Source organism: Streptomyces sp. NPDC037290, from assembly GCF_055603245.1.
Genome location: NZ_JBVJVZ010000016.1, coordinates 21,976 through 34,186 on the forward strand (window position 1 = coordinate 21,976; position 12,211 = coordinate 34,186).

Consider the following 12,211-nt stretch of genomic DNA (forward strand, 5'->3'; position numbering starts at 1 on the left):
CATTACTAAGCGGTAACTTATCCAGTCCGTCTGAGACTACCCCCATCTTCACGCCGGATGCAGCCGGGCGCGGGGTGATGCGCATCATCCCACGGGTCATCGGATCGTGTTATTCGTACCGAATTGCTACATTCGCCCCTACCTTAGAGCCGTGCTCTACGGGATCGCCGCCGCCACCGCCGCCCTGCTCCTCGCCGCCGTCCTCGCGGCGCTGCTCAGGGTCCCCGCGCTGCGGGCCGGCATCGTCGACCGGCGCCGGCAGCGGCGGCTGCCGCTGCTCGGCGGGCTCGCCGTGGTGGTCGTCACCTGTCTGGTCGCCTGGACGGGGCAGTGGACCCGGGTCGCCCCGCTCGGTGAGGGGGTCGGTCGGCTGCTGGTCGCCGCCTCCTCGGTCGCGGGCCTTGGTCTGGTCGCGGACGTCTGGCGGCTCCGCGCGCGCGTGTTCGTCGCCGGTACGGCCGTGGCGGCGGCCTGTGTGGTGCCGTACGACGAGACGGGTGTGCTGGGCGGACTGCTCGCCGTGGCGTGGATCGTCGCCGCCTCCCTCGCCTTCAAGGGGCTCGACCACGCCGACGGGCTGGCCGGGACCGTCGGGGTCGTCACCGCCTTCGGGGCCGGGGCCTGCGCCGCCGCCGAGGTGATGGACGGGCTCGCCGTCCTGCTGAGCGTGCTCGCCGCCGCCCTCACCGGCTTCCTGATGCACAACTGGCATCCCGCGCGGATCGGGCTCGGCAACTGCGGCTCGCTGTTCACCGGGTTCCTGCTGTCGTCGTCCCTCGTCTTCACGCGCGCGGGGTACGAACTGGTGCCGAGCGCGGCGGTGATGTTCTGCCTGGGGGCGGTGGCGATCGCCGACGCCGTCCTCGTGGTCCTCGCCCGGGGGCTGGCCCGGCGCCCGCTGCTGCGGCGCGGCCCGGACCATCTCGCGCACCGGATGCGCCCGCTCGGGCTCACCCCGCAGGGGTCCGTCGTACTGCTGGGTGCCGGCTCCTTCTCCTCGGTGCTCGTGGGAGTGCTCGTGCACACCGGGTGGACGGGGGAGGGGGCCGTGCTGTGGGTGGCCGGAGCGGCGCTGCTGGTGGTGCTCGTCCTCCTTCGCATGCCTGTCCAGTCACCCCGGCGCACTGAATCGACGCAGGTCAGCGGCCGGTTGCGTGTAAGGAACGGATAAGAGTTGAGCCTGTCTGACTCAGGTCTGTTGACCCATCGCCGGGCGTCGTGCACACTTGAGTCCGTTCCACTCAAGTCAGCTGGAGGAATCAACCATGGCACGTGCGGTCGGCATCGACCTGGGCACGACTAACTCCGTCGTCAGCGTTCTGGAGGGCGGCGAGCCCACCGTCATCACCAACGCCGAGGGTGCCAGGACCACGCCGTCCGTCGTCGCCTTCGCCAAGAACGGTGAGGTGCTCGTCGGCGAGGTCGCCAAGCGCCAGGCGGTCACGAACGTGGACCGGACCATCCGCTCGGTGAAGCGCCACATGGGCACCGACTGGAAGATCCAGCTCGACGGCAAGGACTTCAACCCGCAGCAGATCTCCGCCTTCATCCTGCAGAAGCTGAAGCGCGACGCCGAGGCCTACCTGGGCGAGAAGGTCACGGACGCGGTCATCACCGTCCCGGCCTACTTCAACGACTCCGAGCGTCAGGCGACCAAGGAGGCCGGTGAGATCGCCGGTCTGAACGTCCTGCGCATCGTCAACGAGCCGACCGCCGCCGCGCTGGCCTACGGCCTCGACAAGGACGACCAGACGATCCTCGTCTTCGACCTCGGTGGCGGCACCTTCGACGTGTCCCTGCTGGAGATCGGCGACGGCGTCGTCGAGGTGAAGGCCACCAACGGTGACAACCACCTCGGTGGTGACGACTGGGACCAGCGCGTCGTCGACTACCTGGTCAAGCAGTTCGCGTCCGGCCACGGCGTGGACCTCGGCAAGGACAAGATGGCCCTCCAGCGCCTCCGTGAGGCCGCCGAGAAGGCCAAGATCGAGCTGTCCTCCTCCACCGAGACCTCGATCAACCTGCCGTACATCACCGCGTCCGCCGAGGGCCCGCTGCACCTGGACGAGAAGCTCACCCGGGCGCAGTTCCAGCAGCTGACGGCCGACCTGCTGGAGCGCTGCAAGACGCCGTTCCACAACGTCATCAAGGACGCCGGCATCTCCATCAACGAGATCGACCACGTCGTCCTCGTCGGTGGCTCCACCCGTATGCCCGCCGTCGCCGAGCTCGTCAAGGAGCTGACCGGCGGCAAGGAGGCCAACAAGGGCGTGAACCCGGACGAGGTCGTCGCCATCGGCGCCTCGCTCCAGGCCGGTGTCCTCAAGGGCGAGGTCAAGGACGTCCTGCTGCTCGACGTCACCCCGCTGTCCCTCGGTATCGAGACCAAGGGCGGCATCATGACCAAGCTGATCGAGCGCAACACCACGATCCCGACCAAGCGCTCCGAGATCTTCACGACGGCCGAGGACAACCAGCCGTCCGTGCAGATCCAGGTCTACCAGGGCGAGCGCGAGATCGCGGCGTACAACAAGAAGCTCGGCATGTTCGAGCTGACCGGTCTGCCCCCGGCGCCGCGTGGCGTCCCGCAGATCGAGGTGTCCTTCGACATCGACGCCAACGGCATCATGCACGTGACCGCCAAGGACCTGGGCACGGGCAAGGAGCAGAAGATGACCGTCACCGGCGGCTCCTCGCTGCCGAAGGACGAGGTCGACCGGATGCGCCAGGAGGCCGAGCAGTACGCGGAGGAGGACCACCGCCGCCGCGAGGCCGCCGAGACCCGCAACCAGGGCGAGCAGCTCGTCTACCAGACCGAGAAGTTCCTCAAGGACAACGAGGACAAGGTCCCGGGCGAGATCAAGACGGAGGTCGAGGAGGCCGTCGCCGAGCTGAAGGAGAAGCTCAAGGGCGAGGACACCGCCGAGATCCGCACCGCCACCGAGAAGGTCGCGGCCGTCTCGCAGAAGCTCGGCCAGGCCATGTACGCCGACGCGCAGGCCGCCGGTGGTCCGGAAGGCGCCGCCCAGGGCGGCAAGGCCGCCGACGACGACGTCGTGGACGCCGAGATCGTGGACGACGAGCGCAAGGACGGTGCCGCGTGACGGAGGAGACCCCGGGCTTTGAGGAGAAGCCCGACGTCCCCTCCGGCGCCACCCCCGACGACGCCGAGTCGAAGGCCGCGCCCGAGGAGGGCGCGGCCCCGGCCGGGGACGTACACGCAGACGCGGGCCTGGTGGCCCAGCTGGACCAGGTGCGCACGGCGCTGAACGAGCGCACGCTGGACCTCCAGCGCCTCCAGGCCGAGTACCAGAACTACCGCCGCCGGGTCGAGCGGGACCGCATCGCGGTCAAGGAGATCGCCATCGCGAACCTCCTGACCGAGCTGCTGCCCGTGCTCGACGACATCGGCCGCGCGCGCGAGCACGGCGAGCTGGTCGGCGGCTTCAAGTCGGTGGCCGAGTCGCTGGAGACCGTCGCGGCCAAGATGGGCCTGCAGCAGTTCGGCAAGGAGGGCGAGCCCTTCGACCCGACCATCCACGAGGCCCTGATGCACTCCTACGCGCCGGACGTCACCGAGACGACCTGCGTGGCGATCCTGCAGCCCGGGTATCGCATCGGCGAGCGCACCATCCGCCCCGCGCGGGTGGCCGTCGCCGAGCCGCAGCCCGGTGCGCAGACCGTCAAGGCCGAGGGCGCCGAGGAGAACACCGAGGCCGAGACGGCCGGTGCCACCGACACCAAGGAGAACGGTGGCCCGGACGAGGGCTGACGTCATCACCGCAGACAGGAAGGAGGGGCGTCGGGGATGAGCACCAAGGACTTCATCGAGAAGGACTACTACAAGGTCCTCGGCGTCCCCAAGGACGCCACCGAGGCCGAGATCAAGAAGGCGTACCGGAAGCTCGCCCGCGAGTTCCACCCGGACGCCAACAAGGGCAACGCCAAGGCCGAGGAGCGCTTCAAGGAGATCTCCGAGGCGAACGACATACTCGGCGACCCCAAGAAGCGCAAGGAGTACGACGAGGCACGCGCCCTGTTCGGCAACGGCGGCTTCCGCCCCGGGCCGGGCGCCGGCGGCTCCTTCAACTTCGACCTGGGCGACCTCTTCGGAGGCGGCGCCCAGGGCGGGGGTTCCGGCGGCTTCGGCGGCGGACTCGGTGACGTCTTCGGGGGCCTGTTCAACCGCGGCGGAGCCCCGGGCGGCACCCGCACCCAGCCCCGGCGCGGCCAGGACATCGACACCGAGGTCACGCTGAGTTTCACGGAGGCCATCGAGGGCGCCACGGTGCCGCTCAGGATGTCCTCCCAGGCGCCCTGCAAGGCCTGCTCCGGCACCGGCGACAAGAACGGCACACCGCGCGTGTGCCCGACCTGTGTCGGCACCGGGCAGGTGGCGCGGGGCTCGGGCGGCGGTTTCTCGCTCACCGACCCCTGCCCCGACTGCAAGGGCCGCGGCCTGATCGCCGAGCACCCCTGCCTGGAGTGCAACGGCAGCGGCCGCGCGAAGTCCTCGCGCACCATGCAGGTCCGCATCCCGGCCGGCGTGACCGACGGGCAGCGGATCCGGTTGCGCGGCAAGGGCGCGCCCGGCGAGCGGGGCGGCCCGGCGGGCGACCTGTACGTGGTCGTGCACGTCGGCGAGCACCCGGTGTTCGGACGCAAGGGCGACAACCTCACCGTCACCGTGCCGGTGACGTATCCCGAGGCGGCCCTCGGCGGCGAGGTCCGCGTGCCCACCCTCGGCGGCCCGGCCGTCACCCTGAAGCTGCCGCCCGGCACGCCCAACGGCCGCACCATGCGCGCCCGCGGCAAGGGCGCGGTCCGCAAGGACGGCACCCGCGGCGACCTCCTGGTCACCGTCGAGGTGAGTGTCCCCAAGGACCTGTCGGGGAAGGCTCGTGACGCACTGGTGGCGTATCGCGAGGCGACCGCGGGCGAGGACCCGCGGGCGGAGCTGTTCGAGGCCGCGAAGGGAGACTGAGAGAGATGGACGGCCGTCGACGTAACCCGTATGAACTGACCGAGGAGACCCCGGTCTACGTCATCTCGGTGGCGGCCCAGCTCTCCGGACTCCACCCGCAGACGCTGCGCCAGTACGACCGCCTCGGCCTGGTCTCCCCGGACCGCACCGCGGGCCGGGGCCGGCGCTACTCGGCCCGTGACATCGAACTGCTGCGCCAGGTGCAGCAGTTGTCGCAGGACGAGGGCATCAACCTGGCCGGCATCAAGCGCATCATCGAACTGGAGAACCAGGTCGCGGCCCTCCAGTCCCGCGTGGTGGAACTGGAGGCGGCCCTGGACGGCGCGGCGGCCGCGATGCAGCAGCGCGAGGCCGCCGTCCACGCCTCCTACCGCCGCGACCTGGTGCCGTACCAGGAGGTCCAGCAGACCAGCGCGCTGGTGGTGTGGCGGCCCAAGCGGCAGCAGAGCGACTGAGCGGGGAACACGGTGAAGGGGCCCGCGGTCTTCCGCGGGCCCCTTCGGCGTGTCAGGAAGTGCCGGGCTGGGTGATGGCGTAGTCCATGTCGGCGAAGGACTCGGTGCCGTCCGCCGAGACGAGCGAGATCATGTAGTAGAGCGTCGTGCCGGCGGGGGCGCCGGTGTCGGTCCAGACCCAGCCGCCCCTTCCCCTGGGCACGGCGGTCTCCGTCAGCCGGACGAACCGGCCCTCGGCGCGGTCCCAGCGGTAGACGTGGAAGCCGGTCACCCCGGAGATGTCCTCGTAGGGACACCACGGTTCCAGCGTGACCCCGCTGCTGGTGTTCCAGGTGGTCGTCCGGCAGCCCGAGGTGGCGTCCGGGACCGTCGTGGGCCTCAGGTCGAGCGCGGTCACCGGGACGGAGGCGACGGGCACGCTCCAGTCGTCGACCTCCGGATCGTCCTCGTAGGTGAGGGAGTTGCCGTAGACGTCCACGGCCACGACGAAGAGGCGGTACGACGAGCCGTCGGCCGGCCACGACAGCACTGCCTGCGTCTTCGACGCGTCCACCGCCCCGAGGTACTCGGGATCGTGCGAGGTGTCCTGCTGCCGGTAGAGGGCGTAGGACGCCAGGTCCGGCGCCGTGCTGGACCGCCAGGTCAGGCGGATGCCGTACTCCAGCGGCTCGGCGGCCAGGCCGGTGACGGCCGGCGGCGGGATCTCGTCGCCGGGCCGGGTGGCGGTGACCTCGGCGGAGGGCACGGACCAGCGGCCGGCGGTGTCCTTGCGCAGCACCGTGTAGTGGTAGGTGGTGCCGCGGCGGCCGGAGCGGTCGGTGCAGCCGCGGACGGTGCTGCCGTCGGCGTCGGTGGTGCTCGTGGGCGAACCACAGGTGAGGGTCTGCCAGGTGCGGGAGCCGTCGGCGGAGGTCTCCGCGCGGCGCACCGTGTAGCCGGCGGTGCCGGCGGGCTCGGTCCAGCCGAGCACCACCTCGCCGCTGCTCGTGTCCGCCGTCACGGCCTGCGGCGGCGTGATGGTCCGGGTGCTGCTCACGACGGCGGACTCGGCGGCGTTGCCGTGCGCGTCGATCGCGCTGACCTTGTAGTCGTAGGCGGTGCGGTACGCCGCGCCGGTGTCCGTGTGGCTCGTGTCCGTGGTGTCGGTGAGCGTGCTGAAGGAGGCCTCGCCGGCCGCCCTGCGGAACACTCGGTAGGTGACGGCGTCCTTGGCGGCCGTCCAGGTCAACTGGTTGGCGTCCGCCGTGCCGGTCGCGGTGAGCCGGGGTGCGGTGGGCGGGGTCATGTCCCGGCTGGTGACCGGGCCCTGGTCGGTGCTTCCGGCGGACTCGTTGCCGGCCTTGTCGTAGGCGCGGACCTCGTAGTAGTACGACTGCCCCGTCTGCGGCGGCCGTTCGCTGAAGCGGGTCACCGTGGTCGTGCCGACCGGCGTGTAGGTGCTCGTGCCCGCCACCCGGCGGTAGACGCGGTACCCCGCGAGGTCCATCTCCTCGTTCCTCGCCCAGCTGAGCACGGCGTGTGTGCCGTCCGGGTCACCGGTGTAGGAGTCCCAGGTGACCCCGGCCGGGGCGAGCGGCGCGACCTTGTCGGCGGTGGCGGAGGTGCGCGGGGTGTAGGCGAACTTCACCTGCGCGCCGCCGGTCCAGCTGACGTAGTCGAGCCGCACGGTGTGCCTGCCCCTGGGGATGGTGACGCCGGCGGTCCTCGCGCGCGTGCCCGAGGTGTTCGACCAGAGGTCGACCGTGCGGACGCCGTCCAGGTAGACGCGGATCCCGTCGGTTCCGGAGACGGCGAAGGAGAAGGGACCGCCGGAGCCGAAGTCAAGGGTGACGCTCCAGCGGACGCCGAAGTTGTCCTTCGGCAGGCCGGAGACGGGCGCACCGCTCCAGGTCTGGTCGACGGCGCTGTCGCAGTCCGTCTTCTTCGGAGTGCCGGAGAACGTGGTGTTCGCGTAGAACGTCCGGGTGTAGGTCGGTGCGGCGCACGTCGTGGCGGCGGAGGCGGACGTGGCGGCCGCGGTCAGCAGGCCGCCGGCGGTGGCGAGTACGACAGCCGCGGCGGTCGCGCGTCTGGCTGGTTTCATTCGGTCCTCTGATCGAGTCGGGAGGGCGGCAGGCGCCAGTGGTGATCACGACTGGTGAACAAGAGGGTTGGTTGTACTGATCTTTGCCGTACCTTGAATGAAGAGTCCGTAAAAGGTGTTTGGAGAAGATTCCGCTTGGCCTTCACAGGGTCAGCCGAGCGTGGTGTTGCGGACTCGTTAAGTAGTTACGCTTGACGCCGGGTGCGGCCTCCGCGTTGTCTTTTCAGACACCTGGGTCGTATAGCTGCCCTACGTCCGGAACGCACCTGAAGTGAGCCCTCGAATGCGTCGTATCGCCATATCCGTGGCCGCATCCACGATGACCCTCTCGCTCGCCGGTTGTGGCGTGCTGGACGCGACGGGGGACGGCGCGAGCGCGAGCCCGAGCAAGGGCGACGACGTCACCGTGGGCCTTCTGCTGCCGGAGAAGACGAACACCCGCTACGACAAGTTCGACTACCCCATCATCAGGGACAAGGTCGCCGAACTCACCAAGAAGCAGGGCAAGGTCGAGTACCTCAACGCCGACGCGGACGCCTCCCGGCAGGCCTCGCAGCTGCAGAAGATGATCGACGAGAAGGTCGACATCATCCTGCTCGACGCCGTCGACTCGCACGCCATCGCCGCCGAGGTGCAGAAGGCCAAGGACGCGGGCATTCCGGTCATCGCCTACGACCGTCTCTCCGAGGGGCCGATCGACGCGTACGTCTCCTTCGACAACGAACTGGTCGGCGAGGTGCAGGGCCGCACCCTGCTGTCGGCCCTCGGGTCGGGCGCCGGCACCTCCGACAAGATCGTCATGATCAACGGTTCGCCCACCGACCCGAACGCCAAGCAGTTCAAGCAGGGCGCGCTCTCCGAGCTGAACGGCAAGGTGACGATCGCGGCGACGTACGACACCACGGACTGGAAGCCGGAACTCGCCGACGCCGAGATGACCAGGGCGATCAACGCGATCGGCAAGAGCAACATCGCCGGTGTCTACGCCGCCAACGACGGCATGGCGGGCGGCGCCCTCAAGGCCCTGAAGGCCGCCGGCGTCACCACCCTGCCCCCGATCACCGGACAGGACGCGGAACTCGACGCGGTCCAGCGGATCGTGGCCGGCGAGCAGTACATGAGCGTCTACAAGCCCTACCCGGACGAGGCCGAGGCCGCCGCGCAGATGGCCGTCGCCAAGGTCCAGGGCAAGGACATCCAGTTCGACGCGCTCACCCAGGACAAGGTGGACAGCCCCACCGCCAAGGGCATCCCGGCCAGGCTGATCCAGCCGACCGCCCTGACCAAGAGCAGCATCAAGTCCACGGTCGTCGCGGACGGCATCTACTCCGTGGGTGACATCTGCACCGCCAGGTACAAGGCGGCCTGTGCGGCGATCGGCCTGAAGTAGGGCGGTTCCCCGCGCCTCGAAAGGGGCGCGGGGCGACTCCTGCGCGGGGCGGAGCCTGCCTGATACCCGGACACACCGGCCCTTTGCGGCAGCCCTGTCGGGGAGAGCCGTGTTGCGGACCCGGTCGGCGCCGCGCATAGTTGCGCTGCGGAAGTGGCAGCACACCGGGGGTGAAATGGGCGATGGCCGGGCGCGGGGCGGAGGAGCATCCACACGGCGCCGACCGACTGTGCGCGGCCGGGGATCGGGTGTATTCCCGGGCCGTACGCCGTGGGCGGGTGCCGCGCACTGATGCCGAGACGGTGCCCTGTCTGCTGGAACTGGCCCTGCTGCACCCGGATCCCGACGACATGGACTGGCTGGTGCCGACCTCCCCGCAGGAGGTCATGACCAGGCTGCTGCGCGGGGTCTACGACGAGGTCAGCGAGAGTCAGCGGCGGGTGGGCTCGGCGGTGGCCGCCTTCGAGTGGTACGCCGGGCTGGGCCGTCGGCTGGGCGCGCTCGGCGCCCCCGCCGAGGGGAGCGCGATCCGGGTACTGGACGGGCTGTCCCGGATCCAGGCCGCGATGGACGAGGCGACCGAGGCGTGCACGACCGAGGTGCTCACCGTGCAGCCCGGCGGCATCCGCCGGGAGGCCGAGCTGACCGAGGGGCTGCACCGGGCGCTGGCCCTGCGCGGCCGGGGCGTGCGCATGCGCGACCTGTACACGCACGTGGCCCGCCACGGCCAGGGCCTGCTCAACTACCTGGAGCTGATGGGCGGCACGGTGGAGGCCCGCACCCTGGACGAGGTGATCGACCGCCTGATCCTCTTCGACCGCACGGTGGCCTTCATCCCCGCCAACTCCGACCGCACGATGGCCCTGGAACTGCGCCACCCGGCCCTGGTCGAGTACCTGGTCACGGTCTTCGAACGGCTCTGGCGGCTCGCGCTCCCGCTCACCGCGCCCCTCCCCGACACCGGCATCGAGGGCATCTCGCACCGCGAGCAGTCCATCGCCGCGCTGCTCGCCGAGGGCCACCAGGACGCGGTGATCGCCGAGCGGCTCGGCATCAGCGTGCGTACCTGCCGCGCCCACATCGCCCGCCTCTCGGAGACCCTCGGCGCGGCCAGCCGCACCCAACTGGGCGTCCGGATCGCCCAGGTCGGCCTGGACGGCCACCGCAGCCCCGGGCCGCCGGCCGGCGCGCTCAGGGCTCCTGACCAAGAATCCCCGAGCGTGCGATGAGATAGCCGAGCCGGGTGCGGCTGTCGCTGCCGAGGGTGGCGGCGAGTTTGGCGATGTGCAGACGGGCGGTGCGGACGTTCATGCCGAGGCGGTCGGCGATGACGGCGTCGGTGTGGCCTTCGACCAGGAGGGCGGCTGTCGCGCGCTGGCGCGGGGTGACGCCGTTCGGGGAGGCCCCCCGGGGCGTGCGCGGCGCGGTCACGAGGACACCCTCCGCCGGGCGCGGGTCACCGGTGGCCGTCCGGTTCCGGTCGCGCGGACTCCTTGTCCAGGATTCCCGACTGGGCGATGAGAAAGCCGAGCTGGGCACGGCTGCCGCTGCCCAGCGCCGTCGCGAGCTTGGCGATGTGGGCCCGGCAGGTCCGTACGTTCATGCCGAGCCGTCGGGCGATGGCCTCGTCGACGTGCCCCTCGACCAGGAGCTTGGCGATGGAGTGCTGGATCTCCGTGATGCCGTCGGGGGCGGTCTCGTAGGGGGCGCCGGTGCTCAGCGGCACCGCGCGGGCCCACATGAACTCGAACACCTTGATCAGGTAGCGCACCAGGCCGGGGTGCCGGAGTTCCAGGGCGACCTGCCGGTCGTCGCGGGTGGGGATGAAGGCGACGGTCTCGTCGCAGATGATGAGCCGCTCCACCAGTTCGTCGATGGTCCGGTACTCCACCTTGCCCTCGGAGAACTGGGACACGTAGCCGAGCGTCTCGGGACTGTAGCGGGCCGTGTGCTGGTAGAGGGTCCTGATGCGCACACCGCGTTCGAGGAGCGGACGGTCGCGTTCCAGGCCCTGCAGGAGGGTGTGTTCGAGGCGGCGGCTGCTCGGTTGCACGGTGAGCACCTCGGAACGGCACTCGGCCGTCGCCACGTCGAGCGCCGCGTTGATGCGGTCCAGGCCCTCCAGTACCGAGATGGCGTGCGTGGGCGTGGCGCTCTGCGCACTGAGCGTCATGAACGGTTCGAACGCCTCGGTCAGTTCGACCGAAAGCCGTCTGCGTTCCGAAATCTCCCGCTCGATCGGGTTGAGCCGCTGGGCCAGGGCCACCGAGGGAGGGGTGGGGCGCAGCCAGTTCGCGTCGTCGGGGTCGGGGTGCAGGAGGGCCAACTCCATGAGGCAGGGGGCGGGTTCCACCTCCGTACGGGCGATGCGCCCCGAGCGCAGCGCCTTCGCGTAGAGACGGCTACCCTCCTCGCAGAGCTCGGTCATCGCATGGGGATGTGGCACTTTGGTCCGATTTTTTGTCAAATCTCCACCCCCCAGGGTCCTGAACATGCAGGAACATGATGCATCGATCGTGTGGCCATGACGTGCCCAAATGAGACATCGTCTTGTTCGACGGGGGAAGAGGGGACCATCAAGTGAGGACGAAGCCGACTATGCGCAAGAGAATGCTTCGGTCGATGCTTGCCGTCACCTTCTCCGCCGTTGTGGCCTTCGGCGCGCTGAGTGGCCTCTCCGGTGGGAAGCGTGACGTTGCTGCGGACACCACCTGGGGAGTGGCTCCTCGGACCGTCGCTATGAGTGCCGACAGCGCCGCATCGGTTCAAACCGATGGCGCAGACGACACCACCTGGGGCTGACCGATGACTACTCCACCCGACGACCGCTCCTTCCGCCGGGAAATGGCCACCGCCTACCGCTCCGGCTGGCACTTCATCGACCTGGTCACCGCCATCCCCCACAGTGGTGACTCGTTGATGGTGACTGTGTTCGGAGAGCCGGTCGTCGTCACCCGGGACGACGACGAGGACGTGCGGGCCTACCGGTGCCTGCGCAAGCCGCGTGGCGCGCCCCAGCCGGTACGGTGCGCCGTCCGGTACGGAATGATCTTTGTGAACCTTGACCAGCGGGACCACCGGCTCGCCGAGCCGACGGACCAGGATCTGAGGACCATCTCGGCCACCCCCCGCAGTGCCTGACGCGATTCCCCCGTCGTAAAAGATCGCTCAGGTGCTTCCCCCCGCAGCGGGGGGGGGGGGGGGGGGGGGAGGGGGGGGGGGGGGGGGGGGGGGGGGGGGGGGGGGGGGGGGGGGGGGGGGGGGGGGGGGGGGGGGGGGTGGGGCGGGGGGGGAGAGGG

General features: G+C 70.3%; 10 protein-coding genes and 1 pseudogene. 8 read left to right on the plus strand and 3 right to left on the minus strand.

Going from position 1 to position 12,211, the window contains the following annotated elements; genetic code table 11:
• Nucleotides 1–151: 151 nt before the first annotated feature.
• The 5 genes from ACZ7HQ_RS35355 to ACZ7HQ_RS35375 all read left to right on the plus strand — a co-directional run bounded on the left by ACZ7HQ_RS35355 (nucleotide 152) and on the right by ACZ7HQ_RS35375 (nucleotide 5,439).
• A complete protein-coding gene (locus ACZ7HQ_RS35355; RefSeq protein ID WP_470998993.1) occupies nucleotides 152–1,171 on the plus strand; it encodes an MraY family glycosyltransferase in 1,020 nt (339 codons plus the stop codon).
• Between the two features lie 94 nt (nucleotides 1,172–1,265).
• Nucleotides 1,266–3,104: a molecular chaperone DnaK gene (dnaK, locus tag ACZ7HQ_RS35360; RefSeq protein WP_470998995.1), complete on the plus strand. Its 1,839-nt coding sequence runs from the start codon at nucleotides 1,266–1,268 to the stop codon at nucleotides 3,102–3,104.
• Nucleotides 3,101–3,772: a nucleotide exchange factor GrpE gene (gene grpE / locus ACZ7HQ_RS35365; protein WP_470998997.1), complete on the plus strand. Its 672-nt coding sequence runs from the start codon at nucleotides 3,101–3,103 to the stop codon at nucleotides 3,770–3,772. The genes dnaK and grpE overlap by 4 nt, the downstream gene beginning before the upstream one ends.
• A gap of 36 nt (nucleotides 3,773–3,808) precedes the next feature.
• A complete protein-coding gene (gene dnaJ / locus ACZ7HQ_RS35370; RefSeq protein ID WP_470998999.1) occupies nucleotides 3,809–4,984 on the plus strand; it encodes a molecular chaperone DnaJ in 1,176 nt (391 codons plus the stop codon).
• 5 nt (nucleotides 4,985–4,989) lie between these two features.
• A complete protein-coding gene (locus ACZ7HQ_RS35375; protein ID WP_450801484.1) occupies nucleotides 4,990–5,439 on the plus strand; it encodes a heat shock protein transcriptional repressor HspR in 450 nt (149 codons plus the stop codon).
• Nucleotides 5,440–5,491: 52 nt separating this feature from the next.
• Here ACZ7HQ_RS35375 and ACZ7HQ_RS35380 read toward each other — a convergent pair whose 3' ends face one another.
• Complete coding sequence (locus ACZ7HQ_RS35380; protein ID WP_470999002.1) at nucleotides 5,492–7,522, minus strand: PA14 domain-containing protein; 2,031 nt, start codon at nucleotides 7,520–7,522, stop codon at nucleotides 5,492–5,494.
• A gap of 283 nt (nucleotides 7,523–7,805) precedes the next feature.
• Here ACZ7HQ_RS35380 and ACZ7HQ_RS35385 point away from each other — a divergent pair, with 283 nt between their 5' ends.
• Both ACZ7HQ_RS35385 and ACZ7HQ_RS35390 read left to right on the plus strand, forming a co-directional pair.
• On the plus strand, nucleotides 7,806–8,912 hold the full coding sequence (locus ACZ7HQ_RS35385) for a sugar ABC transporter substrate-binding protein (protein ID WP_470999004.1): 1,107 nt from the start codon (nucleotides 7,806–7,808) through the stop codon (nucleotides 8,910–8,912).
• Nucleotides 8,913–9,094: 182 nt separating this feature from the next.
• Nucleotides 9,095–10,141, plus strand: a complete 1,047-nt coding sequence (locus ACZ7HQ_RS35390; RefSeq protein WP_470999006.1) for a helix-turn-helix transcriptional regulator — start codon at nucleotides 9,095–9,097, stop codon at nucleotides 10,139–10,141.
• Here the strand turns inward: ACZ7HQ_RS35390 and ACZ7HQ_RS35395 are convergent.
• Both ACZ7HQ_RS35395 and ACZ7HQ_RS35400 read right to left on the minus strand, forming a co-directional pair.
• Nucleotides 10,104–10,310: pseudogene (locus ACZ7HQ_RS35395) on the minus strand (helix-turn-helix domain-containing protein); the annotation flags it as partial. The gene ACZ7HQ_RS35390 and the pseudogene ACZ7HQ_RS35395 sit on opposite strands and share 38 nt — an antisense overlap.
• 58 nt (nucleotides 10,311–10,368) lie before the next feature.
• Nucleotides 10,369–11,340, minus strand: coding sequence for a helix-turn-helix transcriptional regulator (locus ACZ7HQ_RS35400; RefSeq protein WP_470999008.1), 972 nt, complete (start codon nucleotides 11,338–11,340; stop codon nucleotides 10,369–10,371).
• A gap of 377 nt (nucleotides 11,341–11,717) precedes the next feature.
• Here ACZ7HQ_RS35400 and ACZ7HQ_RS35405 point away from each other — a divergent pair, with 377 nt between their 5' ends.
• Nucleotides 11,718–12,053, plus strand: a complete 336-nt coding sequence (locus ACZ7HQ_RS35405; RefSeq protein WP_470999010.1) for a hypothetical protein — start codon at nucleotides 11,718–11,720, stop codon at nucleotides 12,051–12,053.
• The last annotated feature ends 158 nt before the right edge of the window (nucleotides 12,054–12,211 follow it).